19 protein-coding genes are annotated in these 19,934 nt (G+C 61.4%); 8 read left to right on the top strand and 11 right to left on the bottom strand.

From position 1 onward, the window contains the following. Positions 1 to 36: 36 nt before the first annotated feature. From hslO to U0029_RS11545, 5 genes are all read right to left on the bottom strand, one after another. Positions 37 to 957 (bottom strand): Hsp33 family molecular chaperone HslO, encoded by a 921-nt coding sequence (gene hslO / locus U0029_RS11565; protein ID WP_012416851.1) that lies wholly within the window; start codon positions 955 to 957, stop codon positions 37 to 39. A gap of 38 nt (positions 958 to 995) precedes the next feature. Then, positions 996 to 1,517 (bottom strand): gamma carbonic anhydrase family protein, encoded by a 522-nt coding sequence (locus U0029_RS11560; RefSeq protein ID WP_114851834.1) that lies wholly within the window; start codon positions 1,515 to 1,517, stop codon positions 996 to 998. Between the two features lie 5 nt (positions 1,518 to 1,522). Next, positions 1,523 to 3,187 carry an acyl-CoA synthetase gene (locus U0029_RS11555; protein ID WP_114851835.1) on the bottom strand — a complete coding sequence of 555 codons (1,665 nt, stop codon included), beginning with the start codon at positions 3,185 to 3,187 and terminating at the stop codon, positions 1,523 to 1,525. 161 nt (positions 3,188 to 3,348) lie between these two features. Beyond that, the gene (locus tag U0029_RS11550) at positions 3,349 to 3,834 is read right to left on the bottom strand and encodes an RDD family protein (protein ID WP_012416854.1); all 486 of its coding nucleotides are present in this window, start codon (positions 3,832 to 3,834) and stop codon (positions 3,349 to 3,351) included. Positions 3,835 to 4,173: 339 nt separating this feature from the next. Beyond that, on the bottom strand, positions 4,174 to 4,974 hold the full coding sequence (locus U0029_RS11545) for an AraC family transcriptional regulator (RefSeq protein WP_012416855.1): 801 nt from the start codon (positions 4,972 to 4,974) through the stop codon (positions 4,174 to 4,176). Between the two features lie 277 nt (positions 4,975 to 5,251). Here U0029_RS11545 and U0029_RS11540 point away from each other — a divergent pair, with 277 nt between their 5' ends. Continuing rightward, a complete protein-coding gene (locus U0029_RS11540; RefSeq protein ID WP_012416856.1) occupies positions 5,252 to 6,928 on the top strand; it encodes a 2-isopropylmalate synthase in 1,677 nt (558 codons plus the stop codon). 393 nt (positions 6,929 to 7,321) lie between these two features. On the opposite strand, the gene U0029_RS11535 is transcribed toward U0029_RS11540, so the two are convergent. The 6 genes from U0029_RS11535 to U0029_RS11510 all read right to left on the bottom strand — a co-directional run bounded on the left by U0029_RS11535 (position 7,322) and on the right by U0029_RS11510 (position 13,265). Further along, a complete protein-coding gene (locus tag U0029_RS11535; protein WP_114851836.1) occupies positions 7,322 to 7,510 on the bottom strand; it encodes a hypothetical protein in 189 nt (62 codons plus the stop codon). Between the two features lie 225 nt (positions 7,511 to 7,735). Beyond that, on the bottom strand, positions 7,736 to 9,343 hold the full coding sequence (locus U0029_RS11530) for a THUMP domain-containing class I SAM-dependent RNA methyltransferase (RefSeq protein WP_012416858.1): 1,608 nt from the start codon (positions 9,341 to 9,343) through the stop codon (positions 7,736 to 7,738). Positions 9,344 to 9,364: 21 nt separating this feature from the next. Further along, entirely contained in the window at positions 9,365 to 9,793 is a 429-nt protein-coding gene (locus U0029_RS11525; RefSeq protein ID WP_012416859.1) for a CopD family protein, read from the bottom strand. Positions 9,794 to 9,920: 127 nt separating this feature from the next. Next, complete coding sequence (gene prpC, locus U0029_RS11520; RefSeq protein WP_114851837.1) at positions 9,921 to 11,123, bottom strand: bifunctional 2-methylcitrate synthase/citrate synthase; 1,203 nt, start codon at positions 11,121 to 11,123, stop codon at positions 9,921 to 9,923. A 68-nt stretch (positions 11,124 to 11,191) separates the two neighbouring features. Beyond that, positions 11,192 to 12,085, bottom strand: coding sequence for a methylisocitrate lyase (gene prpB, locus U0029_RS11515; RefSeq protein WP_012416861.1), 894 nt, complete (start codon positions 12,083 to 12,085; stop codon positions 11,192 to 11,194). Positions 12,086 to 12,275: 190 nt separating this feature from the next. Next, complete coding sequence (locus U0029_RS11510; RefSeq protein ID WP_012416862.1) at positions 12,276 to 13,265, bottom strand: malate dehydrogenase; 990 nt, start codon at positions 13,263 to 13,265, stop codon at positions 12,276 to 12,278. A gap of 317 nt (positions 13,266 to 13,582) precedes the next feature. On the opposite strand from U0029_RS11510, the gene U0029_RS11505 reads away from it, so the two are divergent. The 7 genes from U0029_RS11505 (at position 13,583) to U0029_RS11475 (ending at position 19,399) form a co-directional block, all read left to right on the top strand. Beyond that, entirely contained in the window at positions 13,583 to 14,362 is a 780-nt protein-coding gene (locus U0029_RS11505) for a GntR family transcriptional regulator (RefSeq protein WP_012416863.1), read from the top strand. A gap of 120 nt (positions 14,363 to 14,482) precedes the next feature. Beyond that, on the top strand, positions 14,483 to 14,896 hold the full coding sequence (gene sdhC / locus U0029_RS11500; protein ID WP_012416864.1) for a succinate dehydrogenase, cytochrome b556 subunit: 414 nt from the start codon (positions 14,483 to 14,485) through the stop codon (positions 14,894 to 14,896). Next, a complete protein-coding gene (gene sdhD, locus U0029_RS11495) occupies positions 14,896 to 15,279 on the top strand; it encodes a succinate dehydrogenase, hydrophobic membrane anchor protein (protein WP_012416865.1) in 384 nt (127 codons plus the stop codon). The genes sdhC and sdhD overlap by 1 nt, the downstream gene beginning before the upstream one ends. 3 nt (positions 15,280 to 15,282) lie before the next feature. Beyond that, positions 15,283 to 17,061 carry a succinate dehydrogenase flavoprotein subunit gene (sdhA, locus tag U0029_RS11490; RefSeq protein ID WP_039051633.1) on the top strand — a complete coding sequence of 593 codons (1,779 nt, stop codon included), beginning with the start codon at positions 15,283 to 15,285 and terminating at the stop codon, positions 17,059 to 17,061. A gap of 13 nt (positions 17,062 to 17,074) precedes the next feature. Beyond that, the gene (locus U0029_RS11485) at positions 17,075 to 17,791 is read left to right on the top strand and encodes a succinate dehydrogenase iron-sulfur subunit (RefSeq protein ID WP_012416867.1); all 717 of its coding nucleotides are present in this window, start codon (positions 17,075 to 17,077) and stop codon (positions 17,789 to 17,791) included. A 25-nt stretch (positions 17,792 to 17,816) separates the two neighbouring features. Beyond that, positions 17,817 to 18,077 carry a succinate dehydrogenase assembly factor 2 gene (locus U0029_RS11480; protein WP_012416868.1) on the top strand — a complete coding sequence of 87 codons (261 nt, stop codon included), beginning with the start codon at positions 17,817 to 17,819 and terminating at the stop codon, positions 18,075 to 18,077. 20 nt (positions 18,078 to 18,097) lie between these two features. After that, the gene (locus tag U0029_RS11475; protein ID WP_012416869.1) at positions 18,098 to 19,399 is read left to right on the top strand and encodes a citrate synthase; all 1,302 of its coding nucleotides are present in this window, start codon (positions 18,098 to 18,100) and stop codon (positions 19,397 to 19,399) included. Positions 19,400 to 19,934: the final 535 nt, after the last annotated feature.

Genomic DNA, 19,934 nt, shown 5'->3' with positions numbered 1-19,934 from the left:
CCGAGGCCGTCGATTGTGGACCTCACCTGTGCTGATTTAATGCATGGTGGGAGGGTTTTGCGCCGGGTGTGGGGAGGCATCGGTGAACAGGCCTGTGCAATCCACCTTGTCGAACAGATAGGGCTTGCCGCAGAAGTCGCAGCGCACCTCGACCTTGCCTTGTTCGGCAAGGATGTCCTCGACTTCGGTTTGACCCAGGGAACGCAGCATGCCTGCCACACGCTCACGCGTGCAGGGGCAGAACCAGCGGACCGGACTGGGCTCAAAGGCAATCAGGGTTTCTTCCCAAAAGAGACGGTGGGTCAGCGTGTCCATATCGGTCGACAGCATCTCTTCCGAGGTCAGCGTGTCGGCCAGATGCAGGGCGCGGTTCCAGGCTTCGCCCGGGTTCTGCGCTTCCAGCTCGTTGCCGCCGTGGTCGGGCAGGCGTTGGATGAGCAGACCGGCTGCGTAATCATCATTGGCGGCCAGCCACAAGCGGGTATCCAATTGTTCGGAGGCTTTCATGTAGTGCTGTAGAGCTTCGGCCACCGTCTCGCCCTCCAGCGGAACGATGCCCTGGTAAGCCTGCTGGCCCGGCAGCTTGCGCTCCGGATCGAGAACAACCATGAAGCGGCCGCCGCCCTGTGCGTTGAGCAGGGACTGCATGGTGCCGTCTGCCGGCACCTCATGGCCTTCGCGGATCTTCACCGTGGCGCGCAGGCTCAAGTCAGAACGGCACTCGACCACCAAAAGCGCGATCGGGCCATCTCCCTGGATCTGCAACACCAAAGAACCCTCGAACTTGATATTGGCCGCGAGCAGGGTCGAGGCAGCGACCAGTTCGCCCAACAGCCGCGTGATCGCCGGGGGGTATTGTTGATGGGATTGCGCCTGCTTCCAGGTGTCGTGCAAACGCACGGATTGAACGCGCACGGTGCGCGCCTCGAAGAGGTATTTCTTGAGTAAATCAGTCATGCAGGAATCTTAGCCGATTGAGGTCGGCCCCGGCGGCTTCACCCTATGCGCTTTAAGGCCGTCTTGTAATGCAGGCCGCGCGCGACATAGTGCTGCGCCCCGCTGTGGATAGTCGCGATTTCTTCCGGGGACAGTTCACGGACGATCTGACCTATGCCGATGACCAGCGAATTGTCCGGAATGCTGCGGCCTTCCGGCACGATGGCGCCCGCGCCGATCAGACAGTTTTTGCCGATGACCGCTTTGTTCAGCACGATGGCTTGCATGCCGATGAGGCTGCCGCTTTGAATTGTGCAGCCATGCAGCATGGCCTGATGCCCAACTGTCACATTCGGCCCGATGTGTATCGGGCAGTCCTGATCGACATGCAGCACGCTGCCTTCCTGGATGTTGCTGCCTTGGCTGATCACGATGGCGGCATTATCGCCCCGGATGGAAACATGCGACCAGATGCTCACTCCCGCCTGCAATTCCACCTGGCCGATGATGTCGGCACTGTCGGCGACATAGGCGCTGGGGTCGATGCGGGGGGTGTGCTCATCCAGCTGATAAATAGGCATGGGTTTCAGACGTCATGGTTGGCGGCGCGCTCTTGTTCGCGCCGGCGCAGCACGGCGCGTTGGATCTTGCCCGTAGTCGTCATGGGCAGATGCTCGACGTACTCGATTTCCTTGGGATACTCGTAGGGAGCCAGGCGCTCGCGCACGTGCTCTTGAAGCTTTTGAGTCATTGCGTCCCTGTCCTCGCCGGCGTAGTCCTCGGTCAGAACCACATAGGCTTTGACCAGCGCACCGCGCTCAGCGTCGGGCTTAGGCACCACGGCGGCGTTGGCGACTGCCGGATGCGCGATCAGACAGTTTTCGATTTCGCCCGGACCGATGCGATAGCCCGCCGATTTGAAGACGTCGTCGGCCCGGCCTGCATACCAGAGGTAGCCATCGGCATCGACCGTGGCCAGATCGCCTGTGCGGCACCAGTCGCCGGTGTATTTGTCGGCCGTCGCCGCGTCCTTGCGCCAATAACCGAGAAACAGCACCGGGTCTGGGTGACCGTGGATGTCCAGGCGATTGAGCGCCACCTCGCCGATTTCGCCGGGGGCCACGGCATGGCCAAGCTCATCGATGACGGCCACGTTGTGGCCGGGATAGGGCCGCCCCATGCTGCCCGGCCGTGCCGGCCAGCGTTTGTGGCTGTTGCCTACGATGTAATTCATTTCGGTCTGGCCGAACATCTCGTTGGGCGTGACGCCCAAGGCATCCTGACACCAGTTGAAGACCGTTTCACCCACACTTTCGCCTGCGCTCATGATGGCGCGCAGCGCCAGGCGGTGACGGCTGCGCGGCTCGGGGACCGACTTCATCATCATCTTCAGCGCCGTCGGGAAGAGAAAGGTGTTGGTGACCTGATAGCGTTCCATCAATTCAAATGCGCGTTCGGCCGAAAAGCGGCCGCGGGCGCCGACGATGGGGTGACCGAAATACAGGGTGGGCAGCAGTGCGTCCATCAAGCCGCCGGTCCAGGCCCAATCCGCCGGTGACCAGAACACGTCACCCTGCTTCGGGAACCAGTTCTGGGAGGCCACAAAGCCGGGCAGGTTGCCGATCAGCACGCTATGCGGCAGCAACGCGCCCTTGGGGGCGCCGGTCGTGCCCGAGGTGTAGAGCAAAATGGCCGGGTCTGAGGCGCGAGTGAGCACGGCTTTGAACTCGCCTGGCTGGCGCGCCAGCAGACTGCGCCAGGGCAGCACACGCTCGTCGGCAAAGCCGATGCCGATGATTTGATGCAGATGCGGGCAGTGCTCGCTGGCCGCTAGCAGATTGGCCCGGGATGCGGCATCGACAATGGCGATGCGGGCTTCGGAGTCACGGAGGCGCGACTCCAGGGCCTCCGGTCCGAACAGCGGCGACAGGGGCAGCACGACCGCACCGACGCTGTAGATGGCCATGTGCGCAACAACCGTCTCTGGGCGTTGTCCTAACACAACACCGATTCGGTCGCCGCGCTCCACGCCCATCTTGGTGAGGCCGTGCGCAAGCTGGTTTGCTGCCTCGGCGAGCCGGGCGTAGGTCCAGACTTCCCGGTTGCCGGCTTCATCTTCATAGAAGATGGCAATACGGCGTGCGTCCGCGCCGCTGGTCGCCCAGCGGTGGCAGCAGACATCCGCGATATTGAACTGAGTCGGAACCAGCCAGCGGAAAGATTGGTAAAGCGACTGATATTGGTCGTTCATGGCCCTTTCTTGTGAGCTCGGTGGCAACGAGAACCTGCATCTGCAAGCATGAACGAGAGGGACGGGATCTGCAACATCCCCGTACTTCTAAGGGGGACATATACGGGTATTTACGGATATGCCTTGGCCTGGGCCGTGGAAAAAACAACGTGCGGCAGCGTTTAAGGCGGTCCGAGCAGGCGCGTGCCCAGCAAACGGTCATGCAGAAATTGGCCGTCCCGGTCTGTCCAGGTGTACACAAAGAGGCTGAAGGGTGCAACTGCGATCAGCAGATCCAGCGCGGGCCAGCCGCTCAGACGCGCCATGAGGGCGATCAGGCCGGCCGTCGCCAGGGGGAGCGGCCATAGCAAGAGATAGCGCAGCACCAGGGTGGTGGTGCCCGGCACGCTGCCGCCGCGAGTCAACAGCCGGATCTTCCAGGTTTGCATGGGCAGGGTCTGGCCCTGCTGTCTCCAGCACAGTACAAAGTAGAGGCCGATAACCAGAAATAACCACGCCTGGCGGGCATGGCGTAGGGCCAGGCCGTGGCGGCTTTGTGTCAGTGTGTCGAAGAGCGTGTTGGCCAGAAAGACCACGCCAAACAGCAGCACACCTTCATACAACATGCAGGCGAAGCGGCGCGCGCGGCTGGGTGTCGAAGCGTTCATGTTGCGTATTATGGCGCTAGCCGGCTCGCGACCGGCAATCTGTTTCGAACGGCCCGATCAGCACGAAAGTGCTCGCCCTCGTCGAGGCGCTCGATGCCTCTCAGAAACCCCTGTACCCCGCAGAAAGCCATCATGGTGTCAGCTCCTCCGGTGCCGACCGACCCGAATGGTGTGGTCAGGAGTAGCCCTCTGCTCTTTATCCGGCCAGCACATCCGTCCCAGTGCGGCGCATCCTGGATAAGCCTCATCCGCCGTCACGTTTCTTGCGCAATCGGTCGGTGGCCAAAAAGACTGTTATGGCAAAGGTTTAGCGTAAATTTCGCTGTAGGGCGGCAGCGTTTACCGATTCGTCGAAAAAGCGGAAGGCGGCTGCCCGAATTGCTTGCTGAACGCCGTCGTGTAGGCGCTATGGCTATCGTAACCACTGGCCAGCGCCACCTGCGTGATCGGTGTTCCCTGCATTAATAGCGTCAGCGACGACATGAGCCGCAATTGTTGACGCCATTTGCCGAAAGTCATACCTGTCGACCGAAGAAAGTGCCGGTGGAAAGTTTTGTCGCTCATTGCCAGCCTATCGGCCCACTCGGCGGCGGTGGCCGCGTCGCCAGGCCTATCCAGCAGCGCCTGGCATACCCGCTGCATCGGACCGTCGGCAGTTCCTGTCGGCCACGGCAGATGAAGCGGAAGAACCGGCTGTGCGTGCACTTCCTCGACCAAGAGCGCCCCGAGCAAACGCAGGCGCTTGGACGATTTGGCCTGCTCGCCGGCCAGCGCCATGATCAGTTCGCGCATCAGGCCAGAGACATGCACGACGCAATCCCTTGCTGGCATGCGGACGCAAATGTCCTTGCGTACGAACAGGCCATGTGCTTGCAGCGCTACAGGCATCAGCAATTGGTGTGAGACGTCTGATCGAAGCCAGACGGCTGCTGTGGGCGGCACCAACCATTGACCACTTTCAGCCTCCACACGCAACAAGCCGCGGTCTGCATAGATCAGATGACCATAGGGATGTTTATGCCGCGGCACGACGTGGCCTGCAGGGTAGTGCACGGTGACGCCGAACACGGGCAAACCGCGAGCTTCCTCGGCACTCAGATCTAGCGCTTGGCCGCCATCGTCGGGGGAGGAGAAGCCCATATTTATGCAAAATGTCTATTTTGATAAAGAAGTTGTATATTTTTATGTAGATGGACGGTGTGTGCAAGCCTAACATCCAAGGCAGGGCAATTTACCGGGTCTCTCCAACATGTTCATACAGGATCTTTTGCAACGGCTGCTAGCGCTGACTGCCGGTCGGGGTTTGCGCGCGTCCGTTCGTGCCATGACCCATCCTGATTCCCCCTGACCCCGACCGTCGTCAGCTTGCTTCAAGCCAGGGGAATCGGGTGCCAACGATTCCTCTTGAGCGCTGTTCATGCTGACTGATCCTTCCCAGAAATATCGCCCCATGGCTCCCGTCGATCTTGCCGACCGTCAATGGCCGTCACGCCTCCTGACGCAAGCCCCGATCTGGCTGTCCACCGACTTGCGCGATGGCAATCAGGCCTTGTTCGAGCCCATGAACTGCGAGCGCAAGCTGCGCTTGTTCCATGAGTTGCTGCGTATCGGTTTCAAGGAAATTGAAGTGGGTTTTCCTGCGGCGTCGCGCACGGATTTTGAGATCGTGCGCCAGCTCATCGATGCGGGACAGATTCCCGAAGACGTCACGCCTATGGTCATGACGCCATTGCGCGAAGACCTGATCGCCGAAACGGTACGCGCCGTAGCGGGCGCTCGGCGGGTGATCGTGCATTGCTACAACGCCATTGCGCCCGCCTGGCGCGAAATCGTGTTCGGCATGAGCGTGCCGCAGATCATCGAAATGGTGGAGCGCCACATTGTTTTGCTCAAGCGACTGACGGCTTACCACCCCGAAACCGAATGGGTGTTGCAATACTCGCCCGAGACATTCTGCATGGCCGAGCTGGACGTTGCGCTGGACGTCTGCAATGCCGCCATTCGAGCCTGGGACGCCGGGCCGCAGCAGCCAATGATCGTCAATCTGCCGACCACGGTGGAAGTCTCCACGCCCAACGTCTTCGCCGACCAGATCGAATGGATGGACCGGCGGCTGGAGCGGCGCGAGCACATCGTGCTGTCGGTGCATCCACACAATGACCGAGGCACTGGCGTGGCCTGCGCCGAACAGGCCATGTTGGCCGGTGCGCAACGCGTCGAAGGCTGCTTGTTTGGCAATGGCGAGCGCAGCGGCAATGTCGATGTCGTGACGCTGGCGTTAAACCTTTATACGCAGGGCATTGCGCCAGGACTGGACTTCTCTGACATCGCAGCGGTCGCCCGCGTTGCTGAGGAGTGCACCGCCTTGCCCATCCATCCGCGCCACCCCTATGTGGGCGACCTGGTCTACACGGCTTTCTCCGGCTCGCACCAGGATGCCATCGCCAAGGGCTTTTCCGCGCAGAAGGCCGATGCGCCCTGGCGCGTGCCTTACCTGCCCATCGACCCGAAAGATCTGGGCCGTACTTATGACAGCATCGTGCGCGTCAACAGCCAGTCGGGCAAGGGAGGGATCGCCTTCTTGCTTAAGCGCGACCATGGCATCGTCATGCCGCGCCGCATGCAGGTCGAATTCAGCGCCATCGTCCAGGTGCTGGCAGACTCCGTCGAAACGGAACTGAGCAGCGAACAGATTTGGGCCCTGTTCGAATGCAGCTACCTTGCCCCGGTGAGAGAGCAGGCGGGCTTCATTTACCGAGGCTATCGCCTGTTTGAGCATGCGGACGGGCAGGGTATCAGGCTGGAATTGACGGATGCGAACGGCATTGTGAAGACCGTCGAGGGGGTGGGCAATGGTCCGATTGCTGCGACGGTGGCGGCGCTGGGCTTGCCTCTGCGCATCGACAGCTATGAAGAGCGCAGCTTGGGCGCGGGTTCCGATGCCGTGGCGCTAGCCATTGTGGAAGGCGTTATGCCTGGCGTGCCTGGCTCGCGCTTTGGCGTGGGCCGTGATGCGAACATCGTGACTGCGTCGGTTATGGCGGTGCTGAGTGCGGCTGCTCGATTTTCCAAGGAGGCGGCAGCGGTCGGCTGACCGGGAATCCACGGCCGCTCATGACGCATACCCTATGCGGTCGTTGCCGGTTTGGGTACTCGCCCTCGAAGAGGGCGCTGCGGCGTCTCCCTTGAGGGCGAGCGTCAGGCACAGGGCTCGCCCCGTCTAGCGCAAGGGCTGAGGCATCGAGCAATCGTTGTGGCCGCAGCGGCGCTGAAATAGGGGCTGGAGGAGGGGCCGGCCGTTCCGGCTAGGCATCCGACCGGCACGCCTGTGCCGGCCAGGGCTTCAAGGAGCGAAATCAAGAAAAAAAACCCGCCGGTTAGGGCGGGTCTTAAAAGGGGCTTTGCAGCCCCCAAGGGGAAAATCAAGAGGAACACAAGGTTCCGAATTCGGTACAGCGTGTGCCTGGGCCTAGCCCAGGCGTGGCGCTCAGGCGGCGGCCGAGTCGTTCTTGCCCAACAGCGACTTGAGGCCGTGGCTCAGTTTGCGCAGGCCGTTAGCCATGGCGCGCACCGGGTGGGGCCGAAACTGCTCTTCCATCGCTTGCAGCATCAGTTGGCGTTCAAGTTCGTCGGTCAGGCGGGTAGTGTTGTACAGGTTGTTCACGATAGCCTCCATCGGGCTGACTTGTTTATGCTCTAGGGTTAACCCGAATTATAGGGTTTACCCTAGATGATTGCAAGCCTTGCTGTGACCACACCGTGTATTTGTGCAACACGCCTGTACTGATAATGCCCCAATACGGAGCCTCTGTGAGCTTGCTTTGCACCTTAATGTTGCGGCATTGCAGCAGTTTTACAACTGATGTCTGGGCTTGGGCGGCTCCGGTCTACGCAAATGCGTCTAAAGGAGGCCACTGGGGCCGTCGCGATAGCCGGCCTGCACGAGCTCAAATGCGAACAGGCGGCAATCCAGTGAGCCGTTGTGCAGCGGGATACGGCGCACCGGCTTCAGGCGCATACGTTGGGGCAGTTTCATGTCGCTTGAAATGATATGCGCCTGCCAGCCGGCAAATTCGTGTTTCAGGCAGGCCGACCACTCACGCCAAAAGTCATCAGCGATTTCCATGCGCTCGCCGTATGGCGGATTGGTGACGATCCAGCCCTGGCTCGCGGGAGCCTTGACGTGGCGGGCATCGCCAACCTCGAAGCGGATGGTCTCTTCGGTCAACCAGGCGCGCTCGGCGTTCGCACGGGCGAACTCGATGGCACGCTCATCGATGTCATAGCCGATGAGCGGCGTCTCGAGCTGTGTGCGGATGCGGGAGCGGGCGTCATCTTTGAGATCACGCCAGCGGCGTGCGTCATGTTGGCGCATGCGCTCGAAACCAAACGGACGCGAGATGCCGGGCGGCACGCCCAGCGCGATCCAAGCGGCCTCAATCAGAATTGTGCCACTGCCGCAGAAGGGGTCCAGCAGCGGCGCCGACGGGTCCCAGCCGGCCAAAGCCAGCATACCGGCGGCGAGGTTCTCACGCAGCGGGGCTTCGCCCTTGTCCAGACGCCAGCCGCGCTTGAACAGCGATTCGCCAGAGGTATCCAGGTAAAGCGTGGCGTGTGTGCCTTCCATGAACAACTGCACGCGGGCGTCCGGGCGCACCGTATCGATGCTGGGGCGCGCGCCTTCGCGGTCGCGCAAGCGGTCGCAGATGCCGTCTTTGACGCGCAGATTGCAGTACTGCAAGCTATGAACCGGGCTTTTGATGGCCGAGGTATCTACGCGTAGGGTGTCCTCGGGGCCGAACCAGTTTTCCCAGGGCACGCTGTAGGCAAGGTCAAGCAGCTCATCCTCATGGTTGAGATTGCCTGCGCCCACCTGCACCAGAATGCGGGCAGCCAGACGCGAATACAGATTGGCGCGCTGAATGCCCGACCAGTCGCTGGTAAAGCCGCAGCCGGCGCGCCCGGCCTGCGCATCGTCAAAGCCCAGTGCCTGCATTTCGGCGGTCAGCGCGTCTTCCAGGCCTTGGGGGCATGGCGCATAGCAACGGAAAATCTCGGCTTGACGGCCGCTATGGCGCCGGCGGCGATAGGCTTGCGGGCTATCCACCTCGACCGGGCTGTCTTCAGTGAGTCCCGGGCCTTGGGCATCGCCCGCGAACACATCGTCCCAGTCGGGCGCTGGCGTATCGGCGCGCACCACTCCCATGCCGCTGCGGCGGCGGTTCTCGCCGGCCTGGTCATCACCGCGAGACCGGGTGCCGCGGCTTGCCGCCGCATAGGGTTGAGGCCGGCTGCGCTGGGCTGGGCGCTCCGCGTAGCCGCTGGCGGCTTCGGGTTCGCGGGCGGGCGGGCTCTCGGCGCGGGTGTAGTGGGCGCGTTCGATCTGTGCGGCCTGACGCGCACGGGCGCCGCTGCGCTTGCGCCGCAACGGTGCGTCATTGCCGTCGGGAGACGGCTTCGCTTTGATCGTCAGGGTTTTGCGCGGACGATCATTTTCATCTTGGGACATACGGGAAGGCGGATAAGGTCATCAAAATGGTTTGAGGACGACGAGCGCCACCACCAGCACCAGCAGCACGACAGGAATTTCGTTAAACCAGCGATAGAACTTGTGCGATCGCTGGTTGCGGCCCTGTTCGAACTTACGCAGCATCGAGCCACAGGCATGGTGATAGCCGATCAGCAGAATCACCAACAACAGTTTGGCATGCATCCAGCCATTGCCCGGGCCCAGGCCTATGCCATAGCCGACATAGAGCCACATGCCCAGTAGAACGGCCGGCACGGCCAGTATGGTCATGAAGCGGTAGAGGCGGCGGGCCATGCCGATAAGACAGCTTTGGACGGCGGGGTCCGATTGCTGCGCCAGATTCACGTAGATGCGCGGCAGGTAAAACAGCCCCGCAAACCACGAAGCGACAAAGACAATGTGAAAAGTCTTGACCCAGAGCATGCCCATGGTAGCGCGTCCTTGTTGAGAAACACGCCATTGTAGGCGAGAGCGCGCGCTGTGTTGCGCATGCCGCTTTTGCGCAGCGGTGGGCCTTGCAAGGGACAGGGCCCGGATGGCCCTGTCCGCATAGGTCTTACTTGCGTTTTTCCAGAGGTAGGTACTTCTGGTTTTCCGGGCCAGTGTAATTGGCGGTCGGCCGGATGATCTTGTTGTCGATGCGCTGTTCAATAATGTGTGCGGACCAGCCGGCGGTGCGTGCGATCACGAACAGCGGCGTGAACATCGCGGTGGGCACGCCCATCACGTGGTAGCTGACGGCCGAGAACCAATCCAGATTGGGGAACATCTTTTTGGCGTCCCACATCACGCTTTCAAGCCGGTCGGCGATGTCGAACATCTTGGTGCTGCCGGCTTTCTTGGACAGCTTGCGGGCCACTTCCTTGATGACCTTGTTGCGCGGGTCGGAAATGGTGTAGACCGGGTGGCCGAAGCCAATGATGACTTCCTTGTTCTCGACGCGCCGGCGAATGTCGGCCTCGGCCTCATCGGGCGAGTCATAGCGTTGCTGCACTTCAAATGCCACCTCATTGGCGCCGCCGTGCTTGGGGCCACGCAGCGCGCCGATGGCGCCGGTGATGGCGGAATACATGTCCGAACCCGTGCCAGCGATCACTCGACTCGTGAAGGTCGAGGCGTTGAACTCATGCTCTGCGTACAGAATCAGCGAGGTGTGCATGGCGCGCACCCACTCATCGGAGGGCTTTTGGCCATGCAGCAGGTGCAGGAAGTGCCCGCCGATGCTGTCGTCGTCGGTCTGGACATCGATGATGCGGCCGTTGTGGCTGTAGTGATACCAATACAGCAGGGCGGAGCCCAGGTTGGCCATCAGGCGGTCGGCGATGTCGCGCGCGCCGGGGATATTGTGATCATCCTTTTCGGGCAAGACGCAGCCCAGCACCGATGTTGCCGTGCGCATCACATCCATCGGATGGCTGGCGGCAGGCAGTGACTCCAGTGCGGTCTGCAGCTGGGCCGGCAGGCCGCGCAGAGAGCGCAGCTTTTCCTTGTAGGCTTTCAGCTCGGCTTTGTTGGGCAGTTTGCCGTGCACCAGCAGGTGGGCGATCTCTTCGAATTCGGCGACATCGGCAAAGTCCAGGATGTCGTAACCCCGGTAGTGCAGGTCATTGCCGCTACGGCCAACGGTACATAGCGCGGTGTTGCCGGCAACCACGCCAGACAGGGCGACGGACTTCTTGGGTTTGAAGCCGGTTTGCTCCGGGGAGGCTGTCTGTGTTGCCGAGGACTGTGGCGCGGTCTTTTTCTGAGAGGTGCTCATGGCTCTGGTGCTCCTTCCGATGGGAATAGATGAGGCCGGCCCACCCTGTAGGGCTGGCGCGGCATGCCTTAGTTCGACTTGTCCTTGGCGAACAGCGAATCGAGCTGCGATTCGAAGGCGTGATAGCCGATTCGATCGTAGAGCTCTTCGCGGGTCTGCATCAAGTTCAGCACATTTTTCTGGTGGCCATCGCGGCGGATGGCCTCGTACACGGCTTCGGCAGCCTTGTTCATGGCACGGAAGGCCGACAGCGGGTAGAGCACCATGCCCACGCCCGACTGTTTGAGCTCATCGACGGAGAACAGCGGCGTTTGGCCAAACTCGGTGATGTTGGCCAGTACCGGCACCTTCACTGCATCGACAAAGCGGCGATAGGTAGCCAGGTCGTAGGCCGCTTCGGCGAAGATGGCATCGGCGCCAGCCGCTACGCAGGCCAGGGCGCGTTCGATGGCGGCGTCCACGCCGTGCGAGGCGATGGCGTCGGTGCGGGCAATCAGGTAGAAGTCGCTGTCGGTGCGTGCGTCGGCTGCGGCTTTGACGCGGTCTGCCATTTCTTCCGTGCTGACGATTTCCTTGCCGGGACGATGGCCGCAGCGCTTGGCGCCGACCTGATCTTCGATATGGCAGGCCGCCGCGCCGAACTTGATCAGGCTCTTGACGGAGCGTGCGATGTTGAAGGCCGAGGGGCCGAAGCCGGTATCGATATCGACCAGCAGTGGCAGATCGCAGACGTCGGTGATGCGGCGCACGTCGGTGAGGACATCATCCAGGGTGTTGATGCCCAGATCGGGCAGGCCCAGCGAGCCCGCCGCCACGCCGCCGCCCGACAGGTAGATGGCCCGGTAGCCGGCGCGCTTGGCCAGCAGGGCGTGGTTGGCATTGATGGCGCCGACGATTTGCAGCGGCTGTTCTTCGGCCAAGGCGCGGCGAAAGCGGGCGCCGGGGGATTCGGGTCTGGACATGGGTATGGGTCTCCGATGCCGGCATGAGCCGCCGGGGATCGTTGTTATGGACGGACTTACCTTAGCGGAGGCGGCGACGCTATTCTGTCCCGCTGATGACAATCGTCCGCAGCACTGGGCATTGGGAGGAAAAAGCGGCCGCTCTTGGAAATTGGGCCCGCATCATGCGGGCCCAATCTGGAACATGCGATTACTTCAGCAGATCCTTGATGCCATCACGCTCTTCCAGCAGCTCTTTCAGCGTGAAGTCCATGCGCTCACGCGAGAAAGCGTCGACTTCCAGGTCCTTGACCATGGTGTATTCGCCGTTGGCCGTGGTGACGGGGAAGCCGTAGATGATGCCTTCCGGGATGCCATAGGAGCCATCCGAGGGGATGCCCATGGTGACCCACTTGCCGTTGCTGCCCAGAACCCAGTCACGGACGTGGTCGATGGCGGCGTTGGCGGCCGAGGCAGCCGAAGACAGGCCGCGGGCTTCGATGATGGCCGCGCCGCGCTTGCCCACGGTCGGGATGAAGGTGTCGCGGTTCCAGGCTTCGTCGTTGATCAGCTTGGCCAGCGGCTGGCCGTCAACGGTGGCGAAACGGTAGTCGGGATACATCGTGGGCGAGTGGTTGCCCCAGACGATGAGCTTCTCGATGCCGGCGACAGCCTTGCCAGACTTGCCAGCCAGTTGCGACAGGGCGCGGTTGTGGTCCAGGCGCAGCATGGCCGTGAAGTTCTTGGCCGGCAGATCCGGGGCCGACTTCATGGCGATGTAGGCGTTGGTGTTGGCCGGGTTGCCGACGACCAGCACCTTGACGTTACGGCTGGCCACTTCGTTCAGGGCGCGGCCCTGAGCCGTGAAGATCTGGGCGTTGACGGTCAGCAGATCCTTGCGCTCCATGCCGGGGCCGCGCGGGCGGGCGCCGACCAGCAGGGCGACGTCGGCGTCCTTGAAGGCGGTCTTGGGGTCGGCGTGCGCGGTGACTTCCTGAAGCAGGGGGAAGGCGCAGTCTTCCAACTCCATGATCACACCCTTGAGCGCCTTCTGGGCTTTTTCGTCGGGGATCTCGAGCAGTTGCAGGATGACGGGCTGATCCTTGCCGAGCATTTCGCCGGAGGCGATGCGGAACAGCAGGGCGTAACCAATTTGGCCGGCGGCGCCGGTGACGGCGACACGCATGGCGGGCTTAGACATGAAGTTTCTCCAATAGATGGACGGCGGGAAGACTCGCGCCAAACAGTGTAATCCCTGGAGCCCGCCGATCTGGTCTGCCACGGCGCTCCGACAGGGCGGAATCCTAGATCGAATTCACGGCTCAGTCAATTTCTCTTATATCTTATATAAGACATAAGACATTGGACACGATGCGTCTGCCTGTGCAATAATATCGTGTTTGTCCGGCATCGGGCTTTTTGTCAGTCTCAGCCCAGGCCCGCCAGGCGGGCACCGTCAGCGTAACGCTTCGGCTCCGTCCCTGGCACCGGGCAAATATGAAGAATTCAAGACCTTTTATGGCAGACCCTCAGCCCGACTCTCCGCTACGCTCCCGTACCGCCCGCCAGGCGGGCGAGGGGGCGGCTTTCAGTCCGCTGTACCGTCAGATCAAAGACTTGCTGATCCAAAGCCTCGAACGAGGCGAATGGAAGCCCGGCGAGCTCATCCCATCCGAAATCGATCTCGCCGCGCGCTTTCAGGTAAGCCAGGGCACGGTGCGCAAGGCTGTCGATGAATTGGCTGCCGAGCACATGTTGCTGCGCCGCCAAGGCAAGGGTACTTTCGTCGCCACGCACCAAGAGGCCCGCGTGCGCTACCGTTTTCTGCGTCTTGCGCCCGATGAGGCCAGCGAAGGTGGCCGTGCCGAAAGCCGCGTGCTGGAGTGCCGGCGCGTGCGTGCCTCGGCAGAGATTGCGCGCGCCTTGGCGGTGCGCGCCGGCGAAACGGTGGTGTCCATCCGGCGCCAGCTCGCCATGAATCACACGCCTACCATCATCGACGATATCTGGGTGCCCGGCGCGGCCTTCCGTGGCCTGACGCTGGAACTGCTCAAGGCCAACCGAGCGCCGCTTTATGGGCTGTTCGAATCCGAGTTCGGGGTCAGTATGGTGCGCGCCGACGAAAAAATCCGCGCGGTGGCGGCCTCGGAAGAGATCGCGCCGTTGTTGCATGTCACGCCGGGTACCCCGCTTTTGCAAGTGGACCGCATCTCGTACACCTATGGGGATCGCCCGATGGAGGTGCGCCGCGGGCTCTACCTTACCGATCACTATCACTACCGCAATAGTTTGAATTGATGAATTTTTCCCTACGATTTGATACTAACCCGTTCTCTGAGCGAAAATAGAGCGTTTGCTCGCGAGGGCAATAGTATTTTCATCTGCACGTTTCCTTAGTTCCGAAACATCGAGGCCGTCATGTCCGACTCAGCTGCCAAGCCGCGTCCGCAGTTTCGCAATATCAGCGTTCCGCAAATCCTCAGTTATCGCCTGCCCCTGGCCGGCAAACTGTCCATCCTGCATCGCGCCAGCGGCGCTTTGCTGTTCCTCTGTTTGCCCTTGGTCATCGTGCCGCTGTTCGCGGCCAGCGTGGCCTCGCCCGAGAGCTTCGCTCAAGTGGCCCAATACGCGGGCAATCCTCTGATCAAGATCGTGCTGCTCGCGCTGATCTGGGGCTATTTGCACCACTTCTGTGCCGGCATCCGTTATCTGGCTCTTGACCTGCACATCGGTATCGACAAGGCAGCCAGCCGCAAGAGCGCCGCCGCCGTGTTCGTCGTCAGCCTGCTGCTGACCCTGGTCTTCGCGCTCAAATTGTTCGGAGTCCTGTGATGCAAGACAGCAAAAATTACGGTCCCAAGCGCCTGGTCGTCGGCGCCCATTACGGCACCATCGATTTCATCGCTCAACGCCTCACGGCGGTCATCATGGCCGTCTACACGCTGGTGTTGATTATCGGCCTGCTGATTATGCCGGCCTACAACTATGAAAACTGGAAGGCGCTGTTCACCTTCCACGTCTTCGCCATTCCGCTGGGCCAGATTCTGGCCTCGCTCGCTTTCTTTGCGCTGGCCTGGCACGCCTGGATCGGCGTGCGCGACATCTGGATGGATTACATCCGGCCGGTGGGCTTGCGCCTGCTGTTGCAAGTGCTGACCGTCTTGTGGCTGGTTGGCTCGGTCGTGTACTTCGCGCAAATCATCTGGAGAATCTAAGCCGTGGTCGCTGTCATGAATTCATTGCCGCGCCGCCAGTTTGATGTGGTGGTCGTGGGCGCCGGCGGAGCCGGCCTGCGCTGTTCGCTGCAACTGTCCCAGGCGGGACTGTCGGTTGCGGTCCTGTCCAAAGTGTTCCCCACGCGCTCGCACACGGTTGCGGCGCAGGGCGGGGTGAGCGCCTCGCTGGGCAATATGAGCGAAGACAATTGGTACTGGCATATGTACGACACCGTCAAGGGGTCGGACTGGCTGGGTGACCAAGACGCCATCGAGTTTATGTGCCGTGAAGCGCCCAACGCCGTGTACGAGCTTGAGCACTTCGGCATGCCTTTCGACCGCAACCCGGACGGCACCATCTATCAGCGCCCGTTCGGCGGCCACACCGCCAACTTCGGCGAGAAGCCCGTGCAACGCGCCTGTGCTGCGGCTGACCGTACCGGTCACGCCCTGCTGCATACGCTCTATCAGCGCAACGTTGCTGCCCGCACGCAGTTCTTCGTCGAGTGGATGGCCCTGGACCTGCTGCGCAACGAAGACGGTGACGTCGTAGGTGTGACCGCCCTCGAAATGGAAACCGGCGACATCTACATCCTGGAGGCCAAGACCACGGTGCTGGCCACCGGCGGCGCCGGCCGTATCTGGGCGGCATCGACCAATGCCTTTATCAACACCGGCGACGGTCTGGGCATGGCTGCCCGCGCCGGCATCCCGCTGCAAGATATGGAGTTCTGGCAATTCCACCCGACCGGCGTGGCGGGCGCAGGCGTGCTGATCACCGAAGGCGTGCGCGGCGAAGGCGGCATTCTGTTGAACAAGGATGGCGAGCGCTTCATGGAGCGCTACGCGCCCACCTTGAAGGATCTGGCCCCGCGTGACTTCGTGTCTCGCTCGATGGACCAGGAAATCAAGGAAGGCCGTGGTTGCGGTCCGGACGGCAGCTATGTGGTGCTCAAGCTGGACCACCTCGGCGCCGACGTCATCAACAAGCGTCTGCCTTCCATTCGCGAAATCGCCATCAAGTTCGGTAACGTCGACCCGATCAAGGAGCCGATTCCGGTGGTGCCGACGATTCACTACCAGATGGGCGGCATTCCGGCCAACTATCATGGTCAGGTGCTCGAGCGTGTCAATGGCGAGAACAAGATCATCAATGGCCTGTACGCTGTCGGCGAATGCGCGGCGGTGTCGGTGCACGGCGCCAACCGCCTGGGCACGAACTCGCTGCTGGATCTGATCGTTTTCGGCCGCGCTACCGGCAACCACATCGTCAATTCGCATCCCGAGCGTCAGCACGCCCACAAGCCGCTGCCCAAGGAAGCCGTCGACTTCTCGCTGGAACGCGTCAACAAGCTGGAAGCCCGCACCTCGGGGGAAAAGACTCAGGACGTGGCCAACGCCATCCGCATGTCGATGCAGCGTCACTGCGGCGTGTTCCGCACGCTGGATCTGCTTAACGAGGGTGTCGGTCAGATCGAGGACCTGGCTCAAGTTGCGCAGAATATTTTCTTCAAGGATAAGTCCAAGGTGTTCAACACCGCCCGCGTCGAAGCGCTGGAACTGGCCAATATGACGGAAGTGGCTCGCGCCACCATCAAGTCGGCCGCCAATCGCACCGAAAGCCGTGGCGCTCACGCCTTGAACGACCACCCGAACCGCGACGACGAAAACTGGCTCAAGCATACGCTGTGGTATTCCGAAGGCAGCCGCCTGGATTACAAGCCGGTTCAGATGAAGCCTCTGACGGTCGACTCTTTCCCGCCCAAGGCCCGTACTTTCTAAGCAGGATGCTGGCATGAGCTCCAAACGAATCGTTAAATTCGAAATCTACCGCTACGACCCGGACAAGGACGAGCGTCCCTACATGCAGAAACTGGAAGTCGAGCTTCAGCCGACTGACAAGATGCTGCTGGATGCGCTGGTGCGCATCAAGAACGACGTCGACGACAGCCTGGCCTTGCGCCGGTCCTGCCGCGAGGGTGTGTGCGGTTCCGATGCCATGAATATCAATGGCAAGAACGGCCTGGCCTGCACGACCAATCTGCGCGAGCTGAAAGAACCCATCGTTCTGAAGCCCCTGCCTGGTCTGCCCGTGATCCGCGACCTGATCGTGGACATGACGCACTTCTTCAACCAGTACCATTCCGTTAGCCCCTTCCTCATCAACGACACGCCGCCGCCCGAGCGCGAGCGTCTGCAGTCGCCCGAGGCGCGCGAGGAACTGGACGGCTTGTACGAGTGCATTCTGTGCGCTTGCTGCTCGACTTCCTGCCCGTCGTTCTGGTGGAATCCAGACAAGTTCGTCGGCCCTGCCGGCTTGCTGCAAGCCTACCGCTTCATCGCCGACAGCCGCGACGAAGCGACCGGCCGCCGTCTGGACAATCTGGAAGATCCCTACCGTTTGTTCCGCTGCCACACGATCATGAACTGTGTCGACGTCTGTCCCAAGGGGCTGAACCCGACCAAGGCGATCGGCAAGATCAAAGAACTGATGGTCCGGCGTACGGTCTAGTGTTTATTGGTATTAAAGGCCTTCAATGAGCAAGCTGACGGAATTGCAAAGGGCTCGGCTCCGCTGGCGCGCGCGCCGCGGCTTGCTCGAGAACGACCTCATCATCACCCGGTATCTGGATGCCAATGAGCTTCAGCTTACCGACGACGACGTATCGGTGCTAACGCAGCTCTTCGAGCTTGGCGACAATGATCTGCTTGATCTGCTGCTGGCGCGCAAAGAACTTGAGGGTGAGTTGGATACCCCTAGGCTGCGCGCCATCATTGCCCAGATGCGAGAGCTCTGATTCATTACGAGGAAACAGCGATGAATTTGTCTGATAAAAAAGCCACTCTGTCCCTATCCGACGGCAGCGCAGCTATCGAACTCCCGGTGTACAAGGGCACGGTCGGCCCGGATGTTATCGACATCCGCAAGCTGTACGGCCAGACCGGCATGTTCACCTATGACCCTGGCTTCATGTCGACGGCCGCCACTTCCTCGGGTATTACCTACATCGACGGCGACAAGGGCGAATTGCTGTATCGCGGTTATCCGATTGAGCAGCTGGCTGTCAACTGCGACTTCCTGGACATCTGCTACCTGATCTTGAACGGCGAACTGCCCGACGGCGCTCAGAAGACGGATTTCGACTCGCAAGTGACCCATCACACCTTGGTCAACGAGCAGTTGCACTTCTTCCTGCGCGGCTTCCGTCGTGATGCGCATCCGATGGCAGTGCTGACCGGCCTGGTGGGCGCATTGTCGGCCTTCTACCACGACTCGACCGACATCACCAACGCCCAGCACCGCCACATCTCGGCAATCCGCCTGATCGCCAAGATGCCGACGCTGGTCGCGATGGCCTATAAGTACTCGCAGGGCCAGCCTTTCATCTATCCGCAGAACAATCTGTCGTACACCGGCAACTTCCTGCGCATGATGTTCGCCACGCCTTGCGAAGAGTACAAGGTCAACGAAGTGGTCGAGCGCGCCCTGGACCGCATCTTCATTCTGCACGCCGACCACGAGCAGAACGCCTCGACCTCCACCGTGCGTTTGTGCGGTTCGTCGGGCACCAACCCCTTTGCCGCTATCGCTGCCGGCGTGGCCTGCCTCTGGGGGCCGGCTCATGGCGGCGCCAACGAAGCCTGCCTGCAAATGCTCGAAGAGTTGCAGGCCAATGGCGGCGTGGAAAAGGTCGGCGAGTTCATGGAGAAGGTCAAGGATAAGAACTCGGGCGTGCGCCTGATGGGCTTTGGCCACCGTGTCTACAAAAACTATGACCCGCGCGCCAAGCTGATGCAGGAAACCTGCAAGGAAGTGCTGGGTGCCCTGGGCCTCGAGAATGACCCGCTGTTCAAGCTGGCCATGGAACTCGAGCGCATCGCCCTGGAAGACGATTACTTCGTGCAGCGCAAGCTCTACCCGAACGTCGATTTCTATTCGGGCATCGTGCAACGCGCTATCGGCATCCCGACCTCGCTGTTCACGGCCATCTTCGCGCTGGCCCGTACGGTGGGCTGGATTGCCCAGTGGAACGAAATGCTGTCCGACCCCGAGTACAAAATTGGCCGTCCGCGCCAGTTGTACACCGGCTCGGTCGTGCGCGACGTTCCCAAGCGCTGATCGCAGTCGCTGGCCGCTTGCCTCGCGAGCAGCCAGCAAGATTGCCGGTTTGGGCCGTTACCGGGTAGTAAGGGGAGGGGTGCTAAGGCACCCCTCTTTTTTTCTGTGCTGCTCACCCAATGATGGCGATGTCGAAATGACCGGCAGCATGCTCAGGCTGGCCCGCCAGCTGTCATTTCAATCCTAGGCCTCAAGGTGTGAGGGCGCTCAGGCCATCTGCTTCATGGCTGGACCCGGTAGACCCTGCCTAGGTTAGGCATCTCCCCTGCATCGCTACGTCGTCAGCCGCTTGCCACTCCTTGAGCGGAACCCGTACTGCGCCACAGGCCATGAAGGCTGGCGCGCAGGGTGTCATTCAGATCAAGCCCGCCTTCCCCGGCCCGATGCTTGACCTCCGACCGCGGTCCGGCCAGCCTCCGCCACCGTCGTTTTGCCTTAGATAATCGCCGGCGTCGGTGCGTCCTTGTGTTTGGTCGTCCAGCTTTGGGCGTCGTCTCCTTGTCGCCAATGCCCTCAGTTGTGAGTTGAGGCAGAG

Source organism: Bordetella avium (assembly GCF_034424645.1).
Lineage (GTDB): Bacteria > Pseudomonadota > Gammaproteobacteria > Burkholderiales > Burkholderiaceae_B > Bordetella > Bordetella avium.
This window is presented reverse-complemented; position numbering and strand designations above follow the sequence as displayed.

Bases quoted from the DNA above. Each gene is read 5' to 3' on its own strand.
- hslO (WP_012416851.1), bottom strand. From the start codon at position 957: ATGACTGATTTACTCAAGAAATACCTCTTCGAGGCGCGCACCGTGCGC.
- U0029_RS11560 (WP_114851834.1), bottom strand. From the start codon at position 1,517: ATGCCTATTTATCAGCTGGATGAGCACACCCCCCGCATCGACCCCAGC.
- U0029_RS11555 (WP_114851835.1), bottom strand. From the start codon at position 3,187: ATGAACGACCAATATCAGTCGCTTTACCAATCTTTCCGCTGGCTGGTT.
- U0029_RS11550 (WP_012416854.1), bottom strand. From the start codon at position 3,834: ATGAACGCTTCGACACCCAGCCGCGCGCGCCGCTTCGCCTGCATGTTG.
- U0029_RS11545 (WP_012416855.1), bottom strand. From the start codon at position 4,974: ATGGGCTTCTCCTCCCCCGACGATGGCGGCCAAGCGCTAGATCTGAGT.
- U0029_RS11540 (WP_012416856.1), top strand. From the start codon at position 5,252: ATGCTGACTGATCCTTCCCAGAAATATCGCCCCATGGCTCCCGTCGAT.
- U0029_RS11535 (WP_114851836.1), bottom strand. From the start codon at position 7,510: ATGGAGGCTATCGTGAACAACCTGTACAACACTACCCGCCTGACCGAC.
- U0029_RS11530 (WP_012416858.1), bottom strand. From the start codon at position 9,343: ATGTCCCAAGATGAAAATGATCGTCCGCGCAAAACCCTGACGATCAAA.
- U0029_RS11525 (WP_012416859.1), bottom strand. From the start codon at position 9,793: ATGGGCATGCTCTGGGTCAAGACTTTTCACATTGTCTTTGTCGCTTCG.
- prpC (WP_114851837.1), bottom strand. From the start codon at position 11,123: ATGAGCACCTCTCAGAAAAAGACCGCGCCACAGTCCTCGGCAACACAG.
- prpB (WP_012416861.1), bottom strand. From the start codon at position 12,085: ATGTCCAGACCCGAATCCCCCGGCGCCCGCTTTCGCCGCGCCTTGGCC.
- U0029_RS11510 (WP_012416862.1), bottom strand. From the start codon at position 13,265: ATGTCTAAGCCCGCCATGCGTGTCGCCGTCACCGGCGCCGCCGGCCAA.
- U0029_RS11505 (WP_012416863.1), top strand. From the start codon at position 13,583: ATGGCAGACCCTCAGCCCGACTCTCCGCTACGCTCCCGTACCGCCCGC.
- sdhC (WP_012416864.1), top strand. From the start codon at position 14,483: ATGTCCGACTCAGCTGCCAAGCCGCGTCCGCAGTTTCGCAATATCAGC.
- sdhD (WP_012416865.1), top strand. From the start codon at position 14,896: ATGCAAGACAGCAAAAATTACGGTCCCAAGCGCCTGGTCGTCGGCGCC.
- U0029_RS11485 (WP_012416867.1), top strand. From the start codon at position 17,075: ATGAGCTCCAAACGAATCGTTAAATTCGAAATCTACCGCTACGACCCG.
- U0029_RS11480 (WP_012416868.1), top strand. From the start codon at position 17,817: ATGAGCAAGCTGACGGAATTGCAAAGGGCTCGGCTCCGCTGGCGCGCG.
- U0029_RS11475 (WP_012416869.1), top strand. From the start codon at position 18,098: ATGAATTTGTCTGATAAAAAAGCCACTCTGTCCCTATCCGACGGCAGC.